General features: G+C 52.6%; 20 protein-coding genes and 2 tRNA genes. 16 read left to right on the forward strand and 6 right to left on the reverse strand.

Translation table 11 applies throughout. From position 1 onward, the window contains the following. The first annotated feature begins 43 nt into the window (after positions 1–43). The 6 genes from R9X49_RS18415 (at position 44) to yjfF (ending at position 5,319) form a co-directional block, all read left to right on the forward strand. A tRNA-Asp gene (locus R9X49_RS18415) sits at positions 44–120 on the forward strand. Positions 121–174: 54 nt separating this feature from the next. Then, a tRNA-Trp gene (locus R9X49_RS18420) sits at positions 175–250 on the forward strand. Positions 251–691: 441 nt separating this feature from the next. Further along, entirely contained in the window at positions 692–1,648 is a 957-nt protein-coding gene (ytfQ, locus tag R9X49_RS18425; RefSeq protein ID WP_319849793.1) for a galactofuranose ABC transporter, galactofuranose-binding protein YtfQ, read from the forward strand. Between the two features lie 191 nt (positions 1,649–1,839). After that, positions 1,840–3,360, forward strand: a complete 1,521-nt coding sequence (gene ytfR / locus R9X49_RS18430; RefSeq protein ID WP_319849794.1) for a galactofuranose ABC transporter, ATP-binding protein YtfR — start codon at positions 1,840–1,842, stop codon at positions 3,358–3,360. Then, a complete protein-coding gene (gene ytfT, locus R9X49_RS18435; protein WP_319849795.1) occupies positions 3,347–4,357 on the forward strand; it encodes a galactofuranose ABC transporter, ATP-binding protein YtfT in 1,011 nt (336 codons plus the stop codon). Before ytfR ends, ytfT begins: the two co-directional genes overlap by 14 nt. Next, the gene (yjfF, locus tag R9X49_RS18440) at positions 4,357–5,319 is read left to right on the forward strand and encodes a galactofuranose ABC transporter, permease protein YjfF (RefSeq protein ID WP_319849796.1); all 963 of its coding nucleotides are present in this window, start codon (positions 4,357–4,359) and stop codon (positions 5,317–5,319) included. Before ytfT ends, yjfF begins: the two co-directional genes overlap by 1 nt. Positions 5,320–5,339: 20 nt before the next feature. On the opposite strand, the gene hdfR is transcribed toward yjfF, so the two are convergent. Then, positions 5,340–6,167 (reverse strand): HTH-type transcriptional regulator HdfR, encoded by an 828-nt coding sequence (gene hdfR, locus R9X49_RS18445; RefSeq protein ID WP_319849797.1) that lies wholly within the window; start codon positions 6,165–6,167, stop codon positions 5,340–5,342. A 120-nt stretch (positions 6,168–6,287) separates the two neighbouring features. Between hdfR and R9X49_RS18450 the strand changes: the two genes are divergently transcribed. Beyond that, complete coding sequence (locus R9X49_RS18450; protein WP_014701822.1) at positions 6,288–6,626, forward strand: DUF413 domain-containing protein; 339 nt, start codon at positions 6,288–6,290, stop codon at positions 6,624–6,626. Between the two features lie 57 nt (positions 6,627–6,683). On the opposite strand, the gene R9X49_RS18455 is transcribed toward R9X49_RS18450, so the two are convergent. After that, positions 6,684–8,210, reverse strand: a complete 1,527-nt coding sequence (locus R9X49_RS18455; RefSeq protein WP_319849798.1) for a YifB family Mg chelatase-like AAA ATPase — start codon at positions 8,208–8,210, stop codon at positions 6,684–6,686. Positions 8,211–8,617: 407 nt separating this feature from the next. Between R9X49_RS18455 and ilvL the strand changes: the two genes are divergently transcribed. From ilvL to R9X49_RS18490, 7 genes are all read left to right on the forward strand, one after another. Next, a complete protein-coding gene (ilvL, locus tag R9X49_RS18460) occupies positions 8,618–8,716 on the forward strand; it encodes an ilv operon leader peptide (RefSeq protein WP_071531109.1) in 99 nt (32 codons plus the stop codon). 140 nt (positions 8,717–8,856) lie between these two features. Further along, positions 8,857–10,503 (forward strand): acetolactate synthase 2 catalytic subunit, encoded by a 1,647-nt coding sequence (ilvG, locus tag R9X49_RS18465; protein ID WP_319849799.1) that lies wholly within the window; start codon positions 8,857–8,859, stop codon positions 10,501–10,503. Between the two features lie 57 nt (positions 10,504–10,560). Next, complete coding sequence (gene ilvM / locus R9X49_RS18470) at positions 10,561–10,821, forward strand: acetolactate synthase 2 small subunit (RefSeq protein ID WP_005969103.1); 261 nt, start codon at positions 10,561–10,563, stop codon at positions 10,819–10,821. Between the two features lie 25 nt (positions 10,822–10,846). Further along, positions 10,847–11,773, forward strand: coding sequence for a branched-chain amino acid transaminase (locus R9X49_RS18475; protein WP_225086140.1), 927 nt, complete (start codon positions 10,847–10,849; stop codon positions 11,771–11,773). A 69-nt stretch (positions 11,774–11,842) separates the two neighbouring features. Next, complete coding sequence (gene ilvD, locus R9X49_RS18480) at positions 11,843–13,693, forward strand: dihydroxy-acid dehydratase (RefSeq protein WP_319849800.1); 1,851 nt, start codon at positions 11,843–11,845, stop codon at positions 13,691–13,693. A 5-nt stretch (positions 13,694–13,698) separates the two neighbouring features. Beyond that, a complete protein-coding gene (gene ilvA / locus R9X49_RS18485) occupies positions 13,699–15,243 on the forward strand; it encodes a threonine ammonia-lyase, biosynthetic (protein ID WP_319849801.1) in 1,545 nt (514 codons plus the stop codon). A 105-nt stretch (positions 15,244–15,348) separates the two neighbouring features. Beyond that, entirely contained in the window at positions 15,349–16,092 is a 744-nt protein-coding gene (locus tag R9X49_RS18490) for a DUF2461 domain-containing protein (protein ID WP_319849802.1), read from the forward strand. Between the two features lie 18 nt (positions 16,093–16,110). On the opposite strand, the gene R9X49_RS18495 is transcribed toward R9X49_RS18490, so the two are convergent. Then, positions 16,111–16,911 carry a lysozyme inhibitor LprI family protein gene (locus R9X49_RS18495; RefSeq protein WP_319849803.1) on the reverse strand — a complete coding sequence of 267 codons (801 nt, stop codon included), beginning with the start codon at positions 16,909–16,911 and terminating at the stop codon, positions 16,111–16,113. Continuing rightward, a complete protein-coding gene (gene ilvY / locus R9X49_RS18500) occupies positions 16,908–17,798 on the reverse strand; it encodes an HTH-type transcriptional activator IlvY (protein WP_319849804.1) in 891 nt (296 codons plus the stop codon). The genes R9X49_RS18495 and ilvY overlap by 4 nt, the downstream gene beginning before the upstream one ends. A 203-nt stretch (positions 17,799–18,001) precedes the next feature. Between ilvY and ilvC the strand changes: the two genes are divergently transcribed. After that, a complete protein-coding gene (ilvC, locus tag R9X49_RS18505; protein WP_010283900.1) occupies positions 18,002–19,480 on the forward strand; it encodes a ketol-acid reductoisomerase in 1,479 nt (492 codons plus the stop codon). An 88-nt stretch (positions 19,481–19,568) separates the two neighbouring features. On the opposite strand, the gene R9X49_RS18510 is transcribed toward ilvC, so the two are convergent. Next, positions 19,569–20,216, reverse strand: coding sequence for an NADPH-dependent F420 reductase (locus R9X49_RS18510; RefSeq protein ID WP_319849805.1), 648 nt, complete (start codon positions 20,214–20,216; stop codon positions 19,569–19,571). Positions 20,217–20,317: 101 nt separating this feature from the next. On the opposite strand from R9X49_RS18510, the gene R9X49_RS18515 reads away from it, so the two are divergent. Beyond that, positions 20,318–21,205 carry a LysR family transcriptional regulator gene (locus R9X49_RS18515; protein ID WP_319849806.1) on the forward strand — a complete coding sequence of 296 codons (888 nt, stop codon included), beginning with the start codon at positions 20,318–20,320 and terminating at the stop codon, positions 21,203–21,205. A gap of 228 nt (positions 21,206–21,433) precedes the next feature. Here R9X49_RS18515 and putP read toward each other — a convergent pair whose 3' ends face one another. Further along, entirely contained in the window at positions 21,434–22,921 is a 1,488-nt protein-coding gene (putP, locus tag R9X49_RS18520) for a sodium/proline symporter PutP (protein WP_319849807.1), read from the reverse strand. Positions 22,922–22,949: the final 28 nt, after the last annotated feature.

The raw sequence follows: 22,949 nt of genomic DNA on the forward strand, positions 1-22,949 counted from the left end.
AGCAGTAAACCGGAGCAATCTGGTGGTTGTAAAGAAACTCGGTGGAGCGGTAGTTCAGTTGGTTAGAATACCTGCCTGTCACGCAGGGGGTCGCGGGTTCGAGCCCCGTCCGTTCCGCCACTTATTAAAAATTATGCCTGCTAATTTTAGCAGGCATAATGTTAAGCGTAATTTAGGGGCGTAGCTCAGTTGGTAGAGCACCGGTCTCCAAAACCGGGTGTCGCGAGTTCGAGTCTCTCCGCCCCTGCCAAATAAAACCCTTCACGTTATCGTGAAGGGTTTTTTTTGATCTGTACTTTATGCTCGATCCTGTCTCGTATCCCTCTTTCCAACTTCTCCGTAATTTCTCCCCTCTAGATATTTATTTAATCTAACGTGTTGTTATTTAATGAATAAAGCATCTCTGGGGTGTTGTTGATAGCTCGTGTCGATTTAGCTGTAAATATGCACAAAATCACCGTAATACCAGGTTGTGAACTTGCTCATCTACCTTGTTCGATATTTGAACTAAAACTATCTACAACCTGAGTGAAGGATAAATCGTTTTCCATAGCGATCCTTCAGGTTGCATTCACTTGTTAGTGATATCTGCCAACATCACATCGGTAGCGCTATAGCAGAAATTCGTAGCGCTATGCTGTACCTGAAATCTGACTAAGTAGCTGTAAGACTACACAGAAGGAGTTTAAGTATGTACAGACATTTACTGGTAGCGGTTGCTGTAAGCACGGCGTTATGTGGTGCCGTACAGGCAAAACCCTTAACTGTTGGGTTTTCCCAAATTGGTTCAGAATCAGGATGGCGCTCTGCAGAAACCAAAGTGTCAAAGCAGGAAGCCGAGAAGCGTGGGATAACGTTAAAAATAGCTGATGCTCAGCAGAAGCAGGAGAACCAGATTAAGGCTGTGCGGTCATTCATCGCTCAGGGTGTCGATGCCATATTTATTGCGCCGGTCGTCGCGACAGGATGGGCACCAGTCTTACAAGAAGCTAAGGAAGCAAAAATTCCAGTATTCCTGCTTGATAGAACGATTGAGGTTAGCGATCCATCGTTGTACACCGCTGCCATTGCTTCTGATAGCGTCTATGAAGGAAAGGTGGCAGGGGAGTGGCTCGTGAAAGAGGCTGCTGGCAAACCTTGTAATGTTGTTGAACTACAGGGAACGGTTGGGGCTAGCGTCGCGATAAATCGCAAGAAAGGATTTGCTGAAGGCATAGCTTCAGATCCGCAGATAAAAATTATTCGCTCACAGTCAGGAGACTTTACTCGTAGCAAGGGTAAAGAGGTCATGGAAAGCTTCATTAAAGCCGAGCAGAATGGAAAAAATATCTGTGCGGTTTATGCACATAATGATGACATGGCTATAGGCGCTATTCAGGCAATTAAAGAAGCAGGTTTGAAACCTGGTTCACAGATAAAAGTTGTCTCCATTGATGGTGTCCCTGATATTTTCAAAGCCATGATGAATGGCGAAGCTAATGCTACCGTTGAATTAACACCTAATATGGCAGGGCCTGCTTTTGATGCCTTATTAGCGATGAAGAAGGATGGCAAACAGCCTGAAAAATTCATTCAAACCGAATCACGTTTATTACTGCCTGATACAGCAAAACAGGAATATGAAACCAAGAAAGATCTCGGTTATTGATATTTATATTATAGATTCATCGTTGATATAAACTTTGCCAAATACCTGGCAGAAATATGAATATGGAAAAGTGGGTTTGCTATGTTTTCTGCACCGTTAAACTACGGAACAGTGAATATTGCCAGCCTACTTATCCATAATATTGCTCAGGTATGACGTAGCCTTGTTTAGTTGTCGCATAGGTGATGCTGATGGAAACGACACGGTTGTTAGATATTCGGGGCATGAGCGTTGAGTTTCCGGGGGTAAAAGCATTAGATCAGGTGGACTTCACGCTTAATCGTGGCGAAATAGTGGCGCTATTAGGGGAGAATGGTGCAGGAAAATCAACTTTAATTAAGGCGTTGACCGGCGTTTACCATCGCTCAACGGGTGAAATCATCCTTGATGGCATGGCGATTAATCCTGTTAATACTGCGCACGCTCAGTCACTGGGTATCGGAACCGTATATCAAGAGGTCAATTTATTACCGAATCTGTCCGTTGCCGCAAATTTATTCATTGGTCGGGAGCCCACACGTTGGGGCATCGTTGATCAACATAAAATCCTGCGCCAGGCCGAAGCGATCTTATTGAATTATGGGTTGGCGATTGATGTTAGCCATCCGCTTGGCAATTACTCAATAGCAGTGCAGCAAATTGTCGCGATTGCCAGAGCCATCGATCTCTCTGCTAAAGTTTTAATTCTTGATGAACCCACTGCAAGCCTTGATGCAAAAGAAGTTGAGATGCTGCTGGATATATTGCGGAAATTGCGCGATCGCGGAATTGGCATGATATTCGTCACGCATTTTCTGGATCAGGTTTATCGCATTAGCGACCGAATTACCGTTTTGCGTAATGGGCGATTAGTGGGGACATTGCCGGTCGAGGAATTACCGCGTATTGAATTAGTCCAAATGATGCTGGGGCACAGTTTTGATGAAACGTTACTGAAGCGGGGTGAACACAGTGACGTTGCAGGTGACCCCATTGTGCACTTTAAACACTATGGTCGACGTGGTTCGATTAATGACTTCGAGCTTTCCGTTCGTCCAGGAGAAATTGTTGGCCTTGCTGGTCTACTGGGTTCCGGCCGCACAGAAACCGCGCAGCTGATATTTGGTATTAACGTGCCTGATGCCGGAGAAGCCAGGGTTGATGGCAAACCAGTCAGCATTCGCACGCCGCGTGCAGCAGGAAAGCTGGGTTTTGGCTATTGCCCTGAGGATCGCAAGACTGACGGTATTGTCGGTGCGGCAACGGTACGAGAGAACATCATTCTGGCGCTTCAGGCGCAGCGGGGTTGGCTGAAACCCATTTCCTTACGTGAGCAAACTCGTATCGCTGAAAAGTTTATCAGCCTGCTAGGGATTCGTACGCCCAGTCCAGAGCAGGAAATTCAATATCTATCGGGTGGGAACCAACAAAAAGTCCTGCTATCGCGCTGGTTGGCAACAGAGCCGCGCTTCTTGATTCTGGATGAGCCAACGCGAGGAATCGATGTCGGTGCACACGCTGAAATCATTCGCCTAATCGAAAAACTGTGTGAACAGGGAATGGCGTTACTCGTGATCTCTTCTGAACTGGAAGAACTGACTGGCTATGCCGATCGTATCATTGTGCTACGTGACAGACAGCACGTTGCACATCTCGAACATCACGAGATCTCGGTTGCCGCAGTGATGCAGGCAATCGCGGTACAAACGGGGGCGGCTGATGACAGACAATAACATCAAACCTGCCAAAAAAGTGCGCCTAACGTTCACCAAGGGCGTGCCGCAGCTTCTGGCGCTGGTCGCTATTCTGTTGATTGACAGCATGGTCGCGCCAAATTTCTTCTCCCTCCACATTCAGGATGGGCGCTTGTTCGGTAGCCTTATCGACATCCTTAACCGCGGGGCACCCGTTGCGTTGCTGGCATTAGGCATGACGTTGGTGATTGCTACCGGCGGTATCGACTTATCGGTTGGCGCCGTCATGGCGATTGCAGGAGCGACGGCCGCAACGCTGACTGCGGCTGGTCATCCACTCCCTTCTGTGCTGCTGACTGCGTTATTGGTTGGCGCACTGTGTGGGCTGTGGAACGGTTTTCTGGTTGCGGTGCTACAGATTCAGCCGATTGTTGCGACGTTAATGCTAATGGTTGCCGGGCGGGGCATTGCTCAACTGATTACCGAAGGTCAGATTATTACCTTTGATAACGCCGGGTTAGCTAAGTTGGGTAACGGGAGCCTGTTCTATCTGCCTATGCCGGTGATTATTGCCTGCGCGGTGTTGTTGGCGCTGTGGGTTCTGACGCGTAAAACGGCGCTTGGGCTATTTATCGAATCAGTCGGTATTAATTTGCGATCGGCTCGCAACGCTGGCGTGAGTACGAAGCTGGTATTAATCGCGGCTTATGTCATATGCGGCGTGTGTGCCGCCGTAGCGGGCGTTATTGTAACGGCGGATATCCGTGGTGCGGATGCGAATAACGCGGGGCTCTGGTTGGAATTAGACGCGATTCTGGCCGTCGTGATTGGTGGTGGTTCGCTACTCGGCGGTCGTTTTAATTTGCTGCTCTCTGTTGTTGGCGCATTGATTATTCAGAGTATGAATACCGGCATCCTGCTTTCGGGCTATCGACCGGAATTCAATCTGGTTCTGAAGGCACTCGTCGTTCTGCTGGTTTTGGTTATGCAATCTCCGCGTATTTCGCTGCATCACCTGTTCAGGAGGAAAACATAATGTTGAAACGCCACTTCCCCCTGTTGATGACGATTTTGGTATTTATTGCGGGTTATTTGTTCTGCCTGAGCCAGTTTCCCGGCTTTGCTTCGACGCGCGTTTTCTTTGATTTACTGACGGATAATGCGTTTCTGGGGATCGTGGCGGTTGGGATGACGTTTGTCATTCTATCTGGCGGGATCGATCTCTCCGTGGGGTCAGTCATTGCGTTTACCGGTGTGTTATTGGCCAAATTGATCGGTACATATGGCATCGATCCTTTCTTTGCATTCGCAATCGCGCTGGTGATGGGAGCCATGTTTGGCGGGTTGATGGGATGGATTATCGATACGCTCAAATTGCCCGCATTTATTATCACGCTGGCGGGGATGTTCTTTGTTCGAGGAATGAGCTTCATCGTCTCACAGGAGTCGATACCCATCGATCATCCGGTCTATAGCCAACTGGCGGGTTTAGCATGGCGCATGCCTGATGGAGGACGCTTTACCTTTCTGGCGCTGATTATGCTGATTGTCGTGTTGCTGGGGATTGTGATGGCGCATCGTACCCGTTTTGGCAACCGTGTTTATGCAATTGGCGGCAGCAGCTATTCTGCGGAGCTGATGGGGGTGCCCGTCAAGCGCACGACGATTCAGATATACATGCTTTCCAGTACGTTAGCAGTGCTGTCAGGCATTGTTTTTTCGCTCTATACCTCGGCGGGCTATGCTTTGGCGGCAAGCGGCGTGGAATTGGACGCCATCGCGGCCGTTGTCATTGGCGGTACGCTCCTGACTGGCGGTGTTGGAACCGTATTGGGAACGCTATTTGGCGTACTGATTCAGGGCCTGATTCAAACGTATATCACATTTGATGGCACCTTGAGCTCATGGTGGACAAAAATCGTCATCGGTTTCCTGCTGTTTGCTTTCATTGGGTTACAGAAAGCGTTAAGCACCTTCTGGTTAGCCAGACGTGCTTAAGAGCCTATGAACTGGATGGATCATGCATTCATTAAAATAGGTGTTTTCAGCAACTGACGAATCATCGTCTGCTGATCGCTGTTTTGTAACCAAACGGCATAAAATGGGCGCACGACGGGCTGACTGTCGCCGACTATCCGCAGATTGGAATAGGTTTGTAGCCAATGGCTAGGTAAGAACGCGCAACCGCCAGTTGTTTCAAGCAGTTGGCGGGTCAAATGGGCCGATGTTGTTGTCAAAACAGGAAGCTGATCGCTGGCTAAGAGGCGATGTTCCTGCTGATGGAAGTCGGCGCCCCACTCCAATTTTATATAGGGCAATTCCTGTCCGGGTGGATGCGCTTCTGCCGCGAACAGCGAAAGGGAGAAATTGCCCAGCAGTTGGCTCGCCAACTCCTCCATTTTGGGTTGTTCGGTGGTAATGAACAGATCCAATTGACGCTCATGGAGCTGTTTTACCAGCGAATGACGTAAGGCAATGCGTGCTTCTAGCTGCAGCAACGGGCGCTGTTGGTACAGCGATTGTAGCCAGGGCGTCAGATAGGCTTCCCACAGCGAAGCGGTAGCCCCCACTGAAAGCAGGCTGTGCTGTTGCGAGCGTGCGACCTCTTTTTTGGCGATCTGCCAGGTACCGATAAGGCTTTCCGCATAGGGCAGAAGCCGTTCTCCTGCGGGGGTCAGGCGTATATTGTTCCGATGGCGTGTGAACAGGTTGGCACCAAGCTGTGTCTCTAGCTGACGAATCCGAAAACTCACCGCTGACTGCGTCAGATACAGGGATTCGGCAGCACGGCCAAAGTGTCTTGTCCTGCTGACTTCCAGAAAGGTTTTTAGTAATTCGGTATCCACGCCCATCTCCAAAAAAATTTTGTCGTAATGATTTAAATGTTTTGTTTTACACAATGTCAAGCCTATCTAATACTCCGCGCCATAAACAACACGACCATAGAAGAATTAGGAGCGTGTAAGATGGCAGAAAGCTTCTCTACCACTCATCGTTTTTTTGATAACAAGTTCTACCCGCGTGGTTTTTCCCGACATGGCGACTTTACGATTAAAGAAGCACAACTGTTGGAGCGCCACGGTTACGCGTTTAACGAGCTGGATTTGGGCAAACGTGAACCAGTGACTGAGGAAGAAACATCGTTTGTTGCCATGTGTCGCGGCGAACGTAAAGCGGAAACGGAACTGGAAAAAATCTGGTCCAAGTATCTGGAACGTGTCCGTCGCCCTAAACGCTTCCATACCCTATCTGGCGGTAAGCCGCAGATGGATGCGGTGGAAGAATACACGGAAAGCGATGATTAATTAAGAATGGGGCGTTAGCCCCATTTTCTTTTGTAGCGAGCGTATCCAACGCGTTCGCTATTCAAGGCTTTTGTGGAGCCGAATGAGCAGTCGATCCATACTGCGATAGCTCAGCGCTTCGGCAAGATGTTTTCTCTCGATGTTGTCCCGATCGCTGAGGTCAGCGATTGTGCGTGCGACTTTCAATATCCGGTGCCAGGCGCGTACGGATAAGCCAAGTTTGTTCATCACCTCTTCCAGATAAGCCGCATCAGGTGCCTCTAACGCACAGTGTTTTTCTATTTCGCGTGAGGTGAGCAGCGCGTTGATTTTATTTGCCCGCCTTAGCTGTATCTGCCGTGCGATCAGCACGCGCTCGCGAATCGTCGCGCTGCTTTCCCCCTGATAATGTTGCTGAGATAAAACCCCTGGTGGTAGCAAAGGAACTTCGATAGAAAGGTCAAAGCGATCCAAAAAGGGACCGGAAAGTTTGCTGAGGTAGCGCAGTATTTGTTGTGCGGGTAATCGGTTATGAATGCCCTGATAGTGGCCTGACGGGCTGGGGTTCATTGCGGCGACGAGTTGTACGCGTGCCGGGTAGCACACTTTGGCGCGCGTGCGGGAAATGATAATTTCACCGGACTCCAGAGGCTCTCGTAGGGAATCCAGAACGCGTCGCTCAAACTCCGGTAATTCATCCAGAAACAGCACGCCGTTGTGGGCGAGTGAAATTTCCCCCGGTTTAGGCAACGACCCTCCGCCCACGAGTGCAGCCATGGAAGAACTATGGTGAGGTGCTCTGAATGGTCTGGCTCGCCAGCGCGTCATGGTGGCATCGATGTTAATGAGGCTATTGATGGCGGCGCTTTCCAACGCCTCTTCGTCGCTCAATGGCGGCATCAAATTGCCTAATCGGCTTGCCAGCATGGTTTTCCCTGTTCCCGGCGGCCCCAGCAATAGCAGATTGTGGCCGCCAGCCGCTGCGATTTCCAACGCACGTTTAGCCTGCTCCTGACCGATGATATCCTTCAGGTCGAGTGCATCTTCTTCTGATTGCGGAGCCGGTATGATGTCGGAGCAACTGAGCAATTCCTCTTCTCCGCTAAGAAAAGCACACACTTCCAACAAATGCCCGGCCATGAGCGCTTCACCCTGCGGTATCAGCGTCATCTCCCGTTTATTGTCATCCGGCAGGATAAGCTGGCGGCCTGACTTGATGGCCTCTAGGGCGGCGGGAATCGCGCCATTGACGCCACGTAGCGTGCCAGACAGGCCGAGTTCGCCAAGAAACTCGTAGCGGCTTAGCTTTTCCCCATCGATTTGTTCTGATGCCGCCAGAATCGCCAGAGCAATCGGCAGGTCGTAGCGCCCCCCTTCTTTCGGCAGATCTGCAGGGGCGAGATTGACCGTGATGCGCTTGGCTGGAAAGGTAAACCCACAATTGATGAGTGCGCTGCGCACGCGATCGCGCGCTTCTTTGACGGTAGTTTCTGGCAAACCAACCAGCGTCAGAGCCGGTAGCCCGCTGCTGATATGAACTTCGATGTAAACGTCCGGCGCTTGTACGCCAATCATTGCCCGAGTATAGGTAACTGCCAATGACATGCTATTTCCCCTTTGCTGATGGTTTGCATCATGTCTGCTAGGGGAGAAGAAGTAGAGTCCGCCGTCACCAGCCTGCGCGACGGCGTCATAAAATAATGCTCTGTTTCAGCAATGAAGAAAATTTGTGCGTAACGTATCGCACTTATGCCGGGTGAACCGGCCGCTTTACGTTATCCGATGATCGATAACGTTCGTATTCCTTTGCCATGTTTCTCGCGCAATGCTCATTTTTACACCAAAGAGCGAAAATAATTTGGTGCGTGTCTACCTTATGATTCCGTTGTATTTTTTCCCGCATCATAGGTAATTCTTACCAGGAACGATGAAAAAAAATTGTTGTCACGCCATGTCTGACTGTGATAACTCTGTAGGCATTCGTTCGACAGAAGATTAATGAACAACCTATTATGAAAGCCCTATCCCTAGTGATTAGCCTAGTCGTGATTAGCGTGGTGGTGATTATTATCCCACCGTGCGGGGCTGCACTTGGACGAAGAATGGCTTAGAAATCAAGGCCTAATTCAAGAAAACCCCCGCACCGAAAGGTCGGGGGTTTTTTGTTGGGCGTAATCTATAACGGAAAGGAACAGAAAATGAACATCAGCATAAAATTCTGTTATTCCCATAAGATGTCGGGGAAATAACTATGAATGGAGCACAGTGGGTGGTACAAGCGTTGCGAGCACAGGGAGTGGACACCGTTTTTGGGTATCCAGGTGGCGCGATAATGCCCGTCTATGATGCACTTTATGACGGCGGCGTTAAACACCTGCTGTGTCGCCACGAGCAAGGCGCGGTGATGGCGGCGATTGGCTATGCCCGCTCCACGGGTAATGTGGGCGTTTGCATTGCGACGTCTGGCCCAGGTGCAACGAACCTGATCACCGGTTTGGCCGATGCGCTGCTGGATTCTGTGCCTGTAGTGGCGATCACCGGACAGGTCGGGTCGGCGCTGATTGGTACCGATGCTTTTCAGGAAATCGACGTGTTGGGGCTGTCGCTGGCCTGTACGAAACACAGTTTTCTGGTTGAGTCTCTCGAATCACTGCCAGAAGTAATGGCAGAAGCGTTTGCGATTGCCAACAGCGGCCGTCCCGGTCCTGTTCTGGTCGATATTCCTAAAGATATTCAATTGGCCATGGGAGATTTCACGCCGAACTTTGCGCCTGTTGCTAACGATGTTGATTTCCCCGAGCAAGATATCACGCAGGCATATGCCCTGTTGGCGAAAGCACAAAAACCGGTGCTGTATGTTGGCGGCGGGGTCGGTATGGCGAATGCGGTTCCGGCATTGCGTGAATTCCTGAGCATGACGGATATCCCTTCGGTTTCGACGCTGAAAGGCTTGGGTGTCGTGGATGCCAATCATCCCTATTACCTCGGTATGATTGGTATGCACGGCACGAAGGCGGCGAACCTGATTGTGCAGGAGTGCGATCTGTTAATCGCGGTCGGAGCGCGTTTTGATGACCGCGTGACCGGCAAGCTGAATGCCTTCGCGCCTCATGCCAGCGTTATTCACATGGATATTGACCCAGCGGAGCTGAGCAAATTGCGCCATGCCAATGTGGCGTTGCAAGGCGATCTGAAGTCGATATTACCGGCGCTGCAACAGCCGCTGAACGTCAGCGCGTGGCGCCAGCAGGCGACCATGATGAAAGCGGAATACCCGTGGCGTTATGACCATCCTGGTCAGGCCATTTATGCGCCTGCACTGCTGAAAACGATCTCTGAACGAATGGATGCGGACACGGTGGTGACGACCGATGTGGGCCAGCACCAGATGTGGGCTGCCCAGCATATGACGTTCAGCCGTCCTGAGAATTTCATCACTTCCAGCGGTCTCGGCACAATGGGCTTCGGCGTGCCAGCGGCGGTAGGTGCGCAGGTTGCGCGCCCGGACGACATGGTTATCTGCATCTCCGGCGACGGTTCTTTCATGATGAACGTTCAGGAGTTGGGCACGATAAAACGAAAACGGCTGCCGTTGAAAATCGTGCTGCTGGATAACCAACGGTTGGGTATGGTACGTCAGTGGCAGCAGTTATTCTTTGATGAACGCTATAGTGAAACCGACCTCTCCGATAACCCTGATTTCCTGACGCTGGCAAGCGCGTTTGATATCCCCGGCCAGCGCATCACCCGTAAAGATCAAATTGATGTCGCGCTGGATGCCCTGTTTAACAGCGAAGGACCCTATTTGCTGCACGTCTCGATCGATGAATACGAAAACGTCTGGCCACTGGTTCCGCCGGGTGCGGGTAACGAAACGATGCTCGATAAAACCGAATAGGCTCGACAACACCCAATAATGGCCGACTTACACAGAATAAGTGCTGGAGACAACAGAATGACACATCATCAACTTTCGATTCAGGCACGCTTTCGTCCCGAGGTTCTGGAGCGTGTATTGCGTGTTACCCGCCATCGCGGTTTCAAAGTTTGCGCGATGAATATGGTGCAAACCACCAATACCGATCACATTAATATTGAACTGACCGTTGCCAGCCATCGTTCGGTAGATTTATTGTCAACGCAATTGAGTAAGCTGTTAGATATTGCCTGCGTTGACATTCAACCGATGACGACATCACAGCAGATCAGCGCCTAACGCATAAAGAGTAAGGAAAAAAAGAATGACAAAAAAAGCGGATTACATTTGGTTCAATGGCGAGATGGTTCCATGGGCTGAAGCAAAAGTACACGTGATGTCGCACGCCTTGCATTATGGCACTTCCGTGTTTGAAGGCGTTCGTTGCTACAATTCACATAAGGGTCCGGTAGTTTTTCGTCACCGTGAGCACATGCAGCGCCTGCGTGATTCGGCAAAAATTTACCGTATGCCGGTCGAGCAAAGCGTGGATGAACTGATGGAAGCTTGCCGTGAAACGCTGCGTAAAAATAACCTGACCAGCGCGTATATCCGTCCGCTGGTGTTTATTGGCGATGTGGGGATGGGCGTGAACCCACCAGACGGTTATAAAACCGACGTGATCATCGCGGCGTTCCCGTGGGGCGCGTATCTGGGTGAAGAAGCGCTGGAAGCGGGTATTGATGCCATGGTGTCGTCCTGGAATCGCGCCGCAGCGAATACGATTCCGACTGCGGCTAAAGCGGGCGGTAACTATCTGTCCTCCCTGCTGGTGGGCAGTGAAGCACGTCGCCACGGCTATCAGGAAGGGATCGCGCTGGATGTCCACGGCTATGTTTCTGAAGGCGCAGGCGAGAACCTGTTTGAAGTGAAGGATGGCGTTATCTTCACGCCGCCGTTTACTTCTTCGGCGCTGCCGGGCATTACGCGTGATGCCATCATCAAGCTGGCGAAGGACGCGGGATATGAAGTGCGCGAGCAGGTGCTGTCCCGCGAATCACTGTATCTGGCGGACGAAGTGTTCATGTCCGGCACGGCGGCGGAAATTACCCCAGTGCGTAGCGTAGACGGTATTCAGGTCGGGATTGGCAAACGCGGCCCGGTCACCAAAGCCCTGCAACAGGCGTTCTTTGGCCTCTTCACGGGTGAAACCGAAGATAAATGGGGCTGGTTGGATCCGGTAAATCAGTAATCAATCAAGATAATCAGGCGGTGATACGTTCCGTCATCGCCCAATTCGTAATTTTTGGAGTAATAGAGCATGCCTAAGTACCGTTCAGCCACCACCACGCACGGCCGTAATATGGCCGGTGCCCGAGCCCTGTGGCGCGCCACAGGGATGACCGACAATGATTTTGGCAAACCCATTATCGCCGTGGTCAACTCCTTCACTCAATTCGTGCCCGGCCATGTGCACTTGCGCGATCTGGGTAAACTGGTTGCCGAGCAAATCGAAGCTTCTGGTGGTGTCGCGAAAGAATTCAACACTATCGCTGTAGACGACGGCATCGCGATGGGCCACGGCGGTATGCTCTATTCTCTGCCTTCCCGTGAACTGATTGCCGACTCGGTAGAATACATGGTGAATGCCCACTGCGCGGATGCGATGGTGTGTATCTCCAACTGTGACAAAATCACCCCGGGAATGCTGATGGCGTCACTGCGTCTGAATATCCCGGTGATTTTTGTTTCCGGTGGCCCGATGGAAGCGGGGAAAACCAAATTATCCGATCAGATCATCAAGCTGGATCTGGTGGATGCGATGATTCAGGGCGCGGACCCGAAAGTGTCTGATGAACAGAGCGAGCAGGTGGAGCGTTCTGCCTGTCCGACCTGTGGCTCCTGTTCCGGTATGTTTACCGCTAACTCCATGAACTGCCTGACCGAAGCGCTGGGCCTGTCTCAGCCAGGCAACGGTTCGCTGTTGGCGACGCACGCCGACCGTAAGCAGTTGTTCCTGAATGCGGGCAAACGCATTGTCGGTCTGGCGAAGCGTTACTACGAGCAGGATGATGAGAGCGTGCTGCCGCGCAACATCGCCAATAAGGCTGCATTTGAAAACGCCATGATTCTGGATATCGCGATGGGCGGTTCCACTAATACCGTTCTGCATCTGTTAGCTGCGGCGCAGGAAGGTGAAGTGGACTTCACCATGACCGATATCGACAGACTGTCACGTCAGGTTCCGCACCTGTGTAAGGTGGCGCCGAGTACGCAGAAATACCACATGGAAGACGTACACCGCGCGGGCGGCGTGATCGGTATTCTGGGCGAGCTGGACAGAGCGGGTCTGCTGAACCGTGAAGTGAACAACGTGCTGGGCAAAACGCTGCCGGAAACGCTGGAAGCCTACGACGTCATGCTGACGCAGGATGACAGTGTGAAAAGCATGTATTCCGCCGGTCCAGCAGGGATCCGCACCACGCAGGCGTTCTCGCAGGATTGCCGCTGGGACTCACTGGATACCGATCGTCAGGAAGGCTGTATTCGTTCCCGCGAATTTGCCTACAGTCAGGACGGCGGTCTGGCCGTGCTGTACGGCAATCTGGCAGAGAATGGCTGTATCGTGAAAACCGCAGGCGTGGATGAGGGTAGCCTGGTCTTCCGCGGTCCGGCGAAAGTGTATGAAAGTCAGGATGATGCGGTAGCCGCTATTCTGGGCGGTAAAGTCGTGGCGGGCGATGTGGTTGTGATTCGTTACGAAGGGCCGAAAGGCGGGCCGGGCATGCAGGAAATGCTGTATCCGACCACCTACCTGAAATCGATGGGGCTGGGTAAAAGCTGTGCGCTGATCACCGACGGCCGTTTCTCCGGTGGTACTTCGGGTCTGTCTATCGGCCATGCGTCTCCTGAAGCGGCCAGCGGCGGCACCATTGCTCTGGTACAGGACGGTGATACCATCGCGATTGATATTCCGAACCGCAGCATTGCGCTGGTTCTGGATGACAAAGAGTTAGCGAGCCGCCGCGACGCGGAAGAGGCGAGAGGCGAACAGGCCTGGACGCCGCACAATCGTGAACGTCAGGTTTCTTTTGCGCTGCGCGCGTACGCCAGCCTGGCAACCAGCGCGGATAAAGGCGCTGTGCGGGATAAAAGCAAGCTGGGAGGCTAATGCTGATGGCTGTGTCACAACCTCTTCCTGCCGCGCCGGGAGGCGCGGAGTACCTGCGGGCGATCTTACGCTCTCCAGTGTATGAAGTCACACAGGTCACACCGCTGGAGAAGATGGAAAAGATCTCTTCGCGGCTGGGTAATGTCATTCTGGTAAAACGTGAAGACAGACACGCGGTGCACAGCTTCAAGCTGCGTGGCGCGTACGCGATGATGGCCGGTCTGAGCGATGAGCAAAAATCACACGGTGTGGTAACGGCATCAGCCGGTAACCATGCGCAAGGCGTGGCGCTCTCCTCCACCAAGCTGGGGATTAAATCGCTGATTGTGATGCCCGTGGCGACGGCTGATATCAAGGTAGATGCCGTGCGCGGTTTTGGCGGCGAAGTGCTGCTACACGGTGCCAACTTTGATGAGGCCAAGGCGAAAGCCATTGAACTGTCACAGCAGCAACATATGACCTTTCTGCCGCCGTTCGATCACCCTGCGGTGATTGCGGGACAGGGCACGCTGGCGATGGAATTGCTACAGCAGGATGCGCATCTGGATCGCGTGTTTGTGCCGGTCGGCGGTGGTGGTTTGGCGGCAGGTGTTGCCGTGCTGATCAAACAGCTGATGCCGCAGATTCAGGTGATCGGCGTGGAAGCGGAAGATTCTGCTTGTCTGCGTGCGGCGCTGGATGCCGGACAGCCGGTCGATCTGCCGCGTGTCGGGCTGTTTGCCGAAGGTGTCGCGGTGAAGCGCATCGGGGATGAAACGTTCCGCCTGTGTCGGGAATATCTGGATGACGTGATTACCGTCGACAGTGATGCTATCTGTGCGGCAGTGAAAGATCTGTTCGAAGATGTTCGTGCGATTGCTGAACCGTCTGGCGCGCTCGCGCTGGCGGGGATGAAAAAATACATCCAGCAGCATCAGATTCAGGGGGAGCGTCTGGCGCATATTCTGTCCGGTGCGAACGTGAATTTCCACGGATTACGTTATGTTTCCGAGCGTTGCGAACTGGGCGAACAGCGCGAAGCCTTGCTGGCGGTGACAATCCCCGAGAAACAGGGCAGCTTCCTGAAGTTTTGCCAACTGCTGGGCGGCCGTTCCGTTACCGAGTTCAACTATCGCTATGCGGATGCCAAAGACGCCTGCATTTTTGTCGGCGTGCGCCTGACGCGTGGCTATGCGGAGCGGCAGGAGATTATCGCCGAGCTTTCTGCAGACGGTTATGAAGTGGTGGACTTATCCGATGATGAAATGGCGAAGCTGCACGTTCGCTATATGGTCGGCGGACGCCCTTCCAAACCGCTCCAGGAACGGCTTTATAGCTTCGAGTTCCCAGAGTCGCCGGGGGCATTACTGAAATTCCTGCATACGCTGGGCACGTACTGGAATATTTCGCTGTTCCATTACCGCAGCCATGGCACGGATTTCGGCCGCGTGCTGGCCGCGTTCGAGCTGGAGGCAGGCGATCGGGAATTTGAGCAGCACCTACAGGCGTTGGGCTATGAATGCCACGACGAAACCAATAATCCGGCGTTCCGCTTCTTTTTAGCGGGTTAAGTTAGCGGTTAAACGTTGAGTGTTCCCTTCACGCCGCCGATGGTGTTTCGCCGTCGGCGGCGTTATCTTTATGCCATCTGACAGCAACAGGGATGGCATTTCTTTATGGCAACGCAGTTCACGGGTTTTTCTCAAGCGGGTTTAACGTTTCTTCAGCAGGTTCGTCAGTACAACGATAAAGCGTGGTTTGATGAGCATCGTGTCGTTTACGATGAGCAACTGGTTGCGCCGTTCCGTACGCTGGTGGATGAGCTCAGTCTGACCATGTTGCAGATTGACGACCATTTTGAAACGCGTCCCGCTATCGGTAAGACTCTCTCCCGTATTCACCGCGACACGCGCTTTTCTCACGATAAATCACGCTACCGCAGCCATATGTGGCTCACTTTCAAGCGGACACGCAAAGACTGGACGGATGCACCGGTGTATTTCTTTGAAATCACACCGGATACCTGGCGCTACGGGCTGGGGTATTACAGCGCAACGCGCAATACGATGGATCTATTCCGTCAGACGCTGCGTGGTAATCCGTCACAGTTTCTTGAAGTGGCGAGCTGTCTGGGAAATACCTTCGCACTGGAAGGGGACAGCTACAAACGCCCGCTGATTAAAGATCAGGAACCAGAATTAGCTGACTGGTATAACCGCAAATCGTTTGCCGCGATATCTACCCGACAGGATATGGAAGCGCTGTTTTCTGGCGATCTGGTGACGGTGTTAGCTCGCGGATTTACCCAGCTTGAGCCGCTCTATCATTACCTGATGAATGTCGAAACTATGAAAAAAGCCGCGCAGGAAACAGAGTCCGATACGCGGGCCTTTTCGGCGGATAAGTGGTTCGAACGCTAGCGCCAGAGATAGCCAGCGCTACGGCGTTTTCTGCTGCTCCGACTGGGTTTTATCGCGTTCCAGCAGCGTGTTAAACAGGTAACCTTCTTCCTGATTGCTGCCGAAGGTGGCGATTTGCAGATGATCATCGTCAATGCAGGTGAGCAGTATTTTCACCTGCTGGCCGAAGCTGCTTTCACCTTTGCCAATGGCTTGCGTATCGCTCATTTGACGGGCGGTGAAGTCAGCATCATCCAGCTTGTTGCCGTAACGGAATGCAATGGATGCGCCGCCTTCAATCTTGCCACGCTGATTGGTCATGGTCAGGCTAACAGCATGATAGGGCGCTTTCTGGTCATACATTTCCCGAAAATATTCCCCCAGCTCTCGGTATTCCTCGGCGGAAAGTCCTGACATCACATACTCATAGCTGAATGAACCGTGGAAGCAGGACGCGCTTTTCACGGGCGTAATCGGGGACGGCAACGCGTGCTGTGCGATGTCATTCAGGTAGCGTAGACGATTGAGCTGTTGCTGATAACGCTGGCGCAGGCAGTCTTCGTCTTTGCACTGGTCACGGGTGGTCAGCCAGTTGCGCTGAAACTGGTTGAGCGTTTTTTCCCACGGTGCGCTGTTGGTGTATGCGGTCAGGAACGCGCGGGAGGTCTTCCAGGCCTGTGCGAGTTCTTCATCCAGTTGTCCAAGCAGCGGGCTGGCGCAAATCAGCTTTTCCTGCACCGAGGCGGCGTTGTCACAGGGGAAACTGGCGGCCTGGGCGCTGTGGCTGAGGGAGACCAGCGTCACCCCGGCGGCGATGATGGCAGTGAAGGCTATCTTCATGGCGTGTCCTGTAATATGTCCCAAAAGGCGGCAATCAGCGGTTCGCTAAGCCGTTTTTTCTGTACGCAAACGCCCAGTTCAAGCGGTTCCATCACCTGTTCGACCAAGACGGAAACGCGGTTGCGTACCGGTTCCGGGCTGTTCTCCAGCACGACGTTGGGAATCAGCGCGATACCACAGCCTAGCGCGACCATCGATACCATCGCTTCATGCCCGGAGATGGTGGCGTAAATCTGCGGATTGGCGATGTGATTGCGGCGGAACCATTGATCGATGCGCTTACGCACCGGGCCGTGTTCCGGCAGGATGAAGGGAATCTGCGACCAGTCCGGGTTCGCCTGACGCACCAACGATTGCACAGGGCAAGGGAGCGCTGGGATGATCAACGCCAGAGGCAGTTTATCGAGCGGTATGAAATCCACGCTGACAGGCAGGGCCTCCGGGCGTCCTGCAATCCCCAAGTCCCCATCATTCGACTGAATTTTCTCAACGGCATCGGCGGCATCGCCGGTCGTCAGTTTAATTTCCACCAGCGGGTGCAGCGCCCGGAAGCGATCCAGAATCGGCGGCAGGTGGCTGTAGGCGGCGGTGACAGAACAGAAAATCCGCAGTTCTCCGCTTAATGACGGCCCGTGCGGGTCTATCGTGTGGCGTAGCTGCTGGTATTGCAGCAGCGTTTGCTGAGCAAACAGCTTCAGGTGCTCTCCGGCATCGGTGAGCTGCACGGTGCGGTTATCGCGCAGAAACAGCGTCTGCCCTAAATCCTCTTCCATCCGCTGTATTTGCCGTGACAGCGTGGATGGGCTGATATGCATCGCTTTGGCGGTACGGCCAAAGTGGCGACTTTCCGCCAGATGCAGGAATAATTTGAGATCACGTAAATCCATGCGACGCAGGCCCCGTTTTTTATCTTTCAGCCGTTTTATATCTTGCAACCGCTTTTGATCTTGCAAATAGTGCAATATGACGTTGCTAATATATCAATTTAAGCAACGCAATTCCTGTCATATGATGGGGTCATAGTGAATTCCCATCTGGCGGGAATCCTTTTTCGAATAATAGACAAACAAAACCGTATACGGAGCACGACATGGCTAACTATTTCAACACATTAAACCTGCGTCAGCAGCTGGATCAATTGGGCAAGTGCCGCTTTATGGGGCGTGATGAATTTGCCGATGAGGCGAGCTACCTGAAAGGGAAAAAAGTGGTGATCGTCGGCTGTGGTGCTCAGGGTCTGAACCAGGGTCTGAACATGCGCGATTCTGGTCTGGATATCGCTTATGCCCTGCGTGCTGAAGCGATTGCAGAAAAACGTGCATCATGGCGCAAAGCGACCGAAAACGGCTTCACCGTCGGCACCTATGAAGATCTGATCCCGCAGGCTGATCTGGTGGTTAACCTGACGCCGGACAAACAGCACTCCGCTGTTGTTCAGGCGGTACAGCCTTTGATGAAGCAGGGCGCTGCGCTGGGCTACTCCCACGGCTTCAACATCGTTGAAGTGGGCGAGCAAATCCGTAAAGACATCACCGTTGTGATGGTGGCGCCGAAGTGTCCGGGTACGGAAGTACGTGAAGAATACAAACGTGGTTTTGGCGTACCGACACTGATCGCGGTTCACCCGGAAAACGATCCGAAAGGCGAAGGCATGGCAATCGCCAAGGCCTGGGCTGCGGCAACCGGTGGTCACCGTGCGGGCGTTCTGCAATCCTCTTTCGTTGCGGAAGTGAAATCTGACCTGATGGGTGAGCAGACCATTCTGTGCGGTATGTTGCAGGCGGGTTCTCTGCTGAGCTTCGACAAACTGGTTGCTGAAGGCACCGATCCGGCTTACGCAGAAAAACTGATTCAGTTCGGCTGGGAAACCATCACCGAAGCGCTGAAGCAGGGCGGGATTACGCTGATGATGGATCGCCTGTCCAACCCGGCAAAACTGCGTGCTTATGCGCTGTCTGAGCAGCTGAAAGGCATCATGGCACCGCTGTTCCAGAAACACATGGATGACATCATCTCCGGTGAATTCTCCAGCGGCATGATGGCTGACTGGGCGAACGATGACGTGAAACTGCTGACCTGGCGTGAAGAGACCGGTAAAACGGCATTCGAAAACGCACCGCAGTTCGACGGTAAAATCGCTGAGCAGGAATACTTTGATAACGGCGTGCTGATGGTTGCGATGGTGAAAGCGGGCGTTGAACTGGCGTTTGAAACCATGGTGAGCTCCGGCATCATCGAAGAATCTGCTTACTACGAATCACTGCATGAGTTGCCGCTGATCGCCAACACCATCGCACGTAAGCGTCTGTATGAAATGAACGTGGTTATCTCCGATACCGCAGAATACGGTAACTACCTGTTTGCTAACGCCGCTGTTCCGTTGCTGAAAGATGCGTTCATGGCATCCCTGCAGCCGGGCGATCTGGGCAAAGCGGTAGCGGGTACCGAAGTGGACAATGCGCAACTGCGTGATGTTAACGAAGCTATCCGTAACCACCCAATCGAAACCGTAGGCCACACGCTGCGCGGTTACATGAAAGACATGAAGCGTATCGCCGTTGCGGGCTAATGCCCTTGTGAAGATGAGCTAACGTTCATGCCGCACATACAAAATATGTGCGGCATATTTTTTTACCTTCCCTTTATACCCGCCATACTCACGATGTGCCGAAGCGTGGCTGACGAGAGGCACGAGCCAGTTCCGTGGTTAATACCGCTTTTGTCATCCGCACACAGTAAGACGGCATACCTCTTTCAAAACGCCACCCCTCAGACAGCGCACCAGCGTCTACCACATCAAATCCAAACGCATCATAAAGCTCAGCCACAAGCGTTTTTCCTTGAATGTCATTACCCGCGAGCGGTAGCGCGCGTCGATCGGGGTGACCTGCGGGTAAACCGTCGCTTTCCAGGTGTGTCATGGTGATCGCGTTAAAGGCTTTGATGATTTTTACACCGGGTAATGTGTCGGTCAGAAGCTCACTGGTCGTTGTCTGCTGTGTATCAAGAACCGCCACTTTCCCGTCTCGCTCCGGGTAATAGTTGACGGCATCAACGGCTAGTTTGCCTTCTAACGCCTGAGTAGGAAGGTGATCGATAGCGTAGAGTGGAACCGCGATGACGACAATATCGCCAAACGCGGCGGCTTGCGTTGGCGTTCCAATATCGCAACCGATCATAGGCCGTAGGCTGAAAAGTGTTTGAGGAGCGCGTGAATTGCTAAGCATGACTTGATGTCCGGTTTGGATCGCCAATTTAGCGATTGCCCGTCCGACAAAGCCTGCCCCAATGATGCCAATTTTCATCTTTTTCACCTTTATGGTTTTGAGAAGAAAAGGCTAATCCTCTACTTATTGAAGATAAAGTGTGTTATCAGAGAGGAATACACAACAAAAATGAGGGAATCATGGATCGGTTTACCAGCATGAACATTTTTGTCAAAACGGTGGAGCTGGGATCTTTTGCCGCTGCGGCTGATGCACTGACCCTCTCGCCACAGATGGTCGCAAAGTATGTGGCGTGGCTTGAGACTCGCCTGGGCTCCCGGTTGCTAAACCGTACTACCCGTCGTCAGAGCCTGACCGATATCGGCCAGCGCTATTATGAACGCTGCAAAGTGGTTCTTGCTGAATTGCAGGCCGCTGATGATATTGCGCGGGAAATGCAGACGACGCCTTCGGGGATTATTCACATTAACGCGCCTGTTACCTGGGGATCGCATCTGCTTGCGCCATTTATCACTCATTATCTTGAATGCTATCCAGATACGCAGATTGCATTAACGTTAAACGATCGTCTGGTTGACCCCATTGAGGAAGGGTTTGAAGTGATTATCCGTATCGGAGAGTTGGCCGATAGTTCGATGGTCGCCTGGCCGCTTCAGCCTTACTCACTTATTGCCTGTGCATCGCCAGACTACGTCGCACGTGCGGGCCTGCCTGATACACCATCAAGCCTCGTAAACCATACTTGCCTGATTTATGGAGTGAAATCCGTCCTGACGCCTTGCCAATGGGTGTTCCAAAAGGAGGGGAAAACAGAAGACGTCAGGCCGAAAGGGAGATTGTACGCCAATGACTGGAATGCGTTGCTGCATGCCGCGATAGAAGGGTATGGTGTGACACTCGGGCCAGAAGCTGTATTGCGCAAGGAAATCCAAAAAGGGCGTTTGGTTCAGGTATTGCCTGATTACTGCGGGCCTGTACGCCCTGTACACGTCATGGTGCCTTCCGCCAGACGATCAACGGTTAAAGTGAAAACGTTTGTTGACGCAATCAGAACGAATTTTGGGTAGCGACTCATCGTGATAAAGGCAATGGATCGCTCATTGCCGCAGAATGTGGAGTAAAAAGGCCACCGTATAAGATGAATACGGGTCACTTAAGACCGTTATTAGGGGAAACACAGGGGGAGGTTCCCGTAGGAGGCCTCACCCCTGTGGTCGCCCCGTGTATCTCGATGCTTAAACGATCGGCATTAACCGTATAAGATGGCCATTTATGATACCCGTATGCGTTTTGGACTATTGCACCGAGCGATACTTCGCTTCCGCCTGATTGAAGCGGTCGGTAATCGCTTTTGATGGCGCTTTACCCAGCAGGCTGACGATAAAAATGGTCAGGCTGTTGAAGATGAAACCCGGGATGATTTCATACAGGCCCAGCCAGGCGTAGTGTTCCCAGATCAGCACGGTTGCTGCACCCACGATCATGCCGAACAGGGCGCCGTTGCGCGTCATGCGCGGCCACAGCAGGGAAATCAGAATCACTGGTCCGAATGCGGCCCCGAACCCAGCCCAGGCATAGCTTACCAGACCCAGCACGCGGTTTTCAGGATTAAGCGCCAGCACGATAGCGATAATGGCCACTAACAGCACCATGGCGCGACCTACCCACACCAGCTCTTTTTGGCTGGCATTTTTGCGCAGGAAGGGTTTGTATAAGTCTTCGGTGATAGCGCTGGAACACACCAGCAGCTGACAGCTCAGCGTACTCATCACGGCGGCCAGAATCGCAGACAGCAGCACGCCGGCAATCCACGGATTGAACAGTAACATCGACAGCTCGATAAAGACGCGTTCGCTGTTTTGCGCCACGTTACCTGCCTGATCCGGGTTATTTTGGAAGTAGGCGATACCGAAGAAGCCTACCGTCACGGCACCGGCCAGACAAAGAATCATCCAGGTCATACTGATGCGGCGTGCGCTGTGGATCGTGTGGTGTGAATCGGCGGCCATAAAACGCGCCAGAATGTGCGGCTGACCGAAATAGCCCAGCCCCCAGCCCATCAGCGAGAGGATAGCGACAAAATTCAGCCCTCTGAACATATCCAGATTGGCCGGGTTTTTCGCTTCAATCACCATCAGTGAGCTATCAATTCCTCCGAGAGACAGGATGACGATCACCGGGGTCAGGATCAGGGCGAAAATCATCAGGCTGGCCTGAACGGTGTCTGTCCAGCTCACGGCCAGAAAGCCGCCGATGAAGGTATAGGCAATGGTGGCTGCTGCTCCGGCCCACAACGCGGTGCCGTAACTCATACCGAAGGTACTTTCAAACAGGCGCGCTCCAGCGACCACGCCGGATGCACAATAGATCGTGAAGAAAATCAGGATCACTAACGCGGAAATGACACGCAGTAATTTGCTGTTATCTTCAAAGCGGTGGGTGAAATAGTCAGGCAGGGTGAGCGCGTTGTGGTTGACCTCAGTGTGTACGCGCAGGCGTCCGGCAACCCATTTCCAGTTCAGGTACGCGCCTAGCGTCAGGCCGATCGCGATCCAGCTTTTAGAAATCCCGGCAATGAAAATAGCGCCCGGTAACCCCATGAGCAGCCAGCCGCTCATATCGGAAGCGCCAGCCGACAGTGCGGTCACCACGCTTCCCATCCGGCGTCCACCCAGAATGTAATCGCCAAAGTTATTCGTCGCGCGATAGGCAAACAGGCCGATGAGAACCATCCCGAAAATATACACCAGAAACGTCACCAACATAGGTGTGCTTATTGTCATTCAACTCTCCACATTCTTTTTCGTGCCG

The organism is Pectobacterium carotovorum, from assembly GCF_033898505.1.
Classification (GTDB): domain Bacteria; phylum Pseudomonadota; class Gammaproteobacteria; order Enterobacterales; family Enterobacteriaceae; genus Pectobacterium; species Pectobacterium carotovorum_J.

Bases quoted from the DNA above. Each gene is read 5' to 3' on its own strand.
- R9X49_RS18475 (WP_225086140.1), top strand. From the start codon at position 10,847: ATGACAAAAAAAGCGGATTACATTTGGTTCAATGGCGAGATGGTTCCA.
- ilvC (WP_010283900.1), top strand. From the start codon at position 18,002: ATGGCTAACTATTTCAACACATTAAACCTGCGTCAGCAGCTGGATCAA.
- ytfT (WP_319849795.1), top strand. From the start codon at position 3,347: ATGACAGACAATAACATCAAACCTGCCAAAAAAGTGCGCCTAACGTTC.
- ilvD (WP_319849800.1), top strand. From the start codon at position 11,843: ATGCCTAAGTACCGTTCAGCCACCACCACGCACGGCCGTAATATGGCC.
- R9X49_RS18495 (WP_319849803.1), bottom strand. From the start codon at position 16,911: ATGAAGATAGCCTTCACTGCCATCATCGCCGCCGGGGTGACGCTGGTC.
- R9X49_RS18490 (WP_319849802.1), top strand. From the start codon at position 15,349: ATGGCAACGCAGTTCACGGGTTTTTCTCAAGCGGGTTTAACGTTTCTT.
- R9X49_RS18450 (WP_014701822.1), top strand. From the start codon at position 6,288: ATGGCAGAAAGCTTCTCTACCACTCATCGTTTTTTTGATAACAAGTTC.
- R9X49_RS18510 (WP_319849805.1), bottom strand. From the start codon at position 20,216: ATGAAAATTGGCATCATTGGGGCAGGCTTTGTCGGACGGGCAATCGCT.
- R9X49_RS18455 (WP_319849798.1), bottom strand. From the start codon at position 8,210: ATGTCATTGGCAGTTACCTATACTCGGGCAATGATTGGCGTACAAGCG.
- putP (WP_319849807.1), bottom strand. From the start codon at position 22,921: ATGACAATAAGCACACCTATGTTGGTGACGTTTCTGGTGTATATTTTC.
- ilvA (WP_319849801.1), top strand. From the start codon at position 13,699: ATGGCTGTGTCACAACCTCTTCCTGCCGCGCCGGGAGGCGCGGAGTAC.
- ilvY (WP_319849804.1), bottom strand. From the start codon at position 17,798: ATGGATTTACGTGATCTCAAATTATTCCTGCATCTGGCGGAAAGTCGC.
- ilvG (WP_319849799.1), top strand. From the start codon at position 8,857: ATGAATGGAGCACAGTGGGTGGTACAAGCGTTGCGAGCACAGGGAGTG.
- yjfF (WP_319849796.1), top strand. From the start codon at position 4,357: ATGTTGAAACGCCACTTCCCCCTGTTGATGACGATTTTGGTATTTATT.
- R9X49_RS18515 (WP_319849806.1), top strand. From the start codon at position 20,318: ATGGATCGGTTTACCAGCATGAACATTTTTGTCAAAACGGTGGAGCTG.
- ytfQ (WP_319849793.1), top strand. From the start codon at position 692: ATGTACAGACATTTACTGGTAGCGGTTGCTGTAAGCACGGCGTTATGT.
- ilvL (WP_071531109.1), top strand. From the start codon at position 8,618: ATGAAAGCCCTATCCCTAGTGATTAGCCTAGTCGTGATTAGCGTGGTG.
- ilvM (WP_005969103.1), top strand. From the start codon at position 10,561: ATGACACATCATCAACTTTCGATTCAGGCACGCTTTCGTCCCGAGGTT.
- ytfR (WP_319849794.1), top strand. From the start codon at position 1,840: ATGGAAACGACACGGTTGTTAGATATTCGGGGCATGAGCGTTGAGTTT.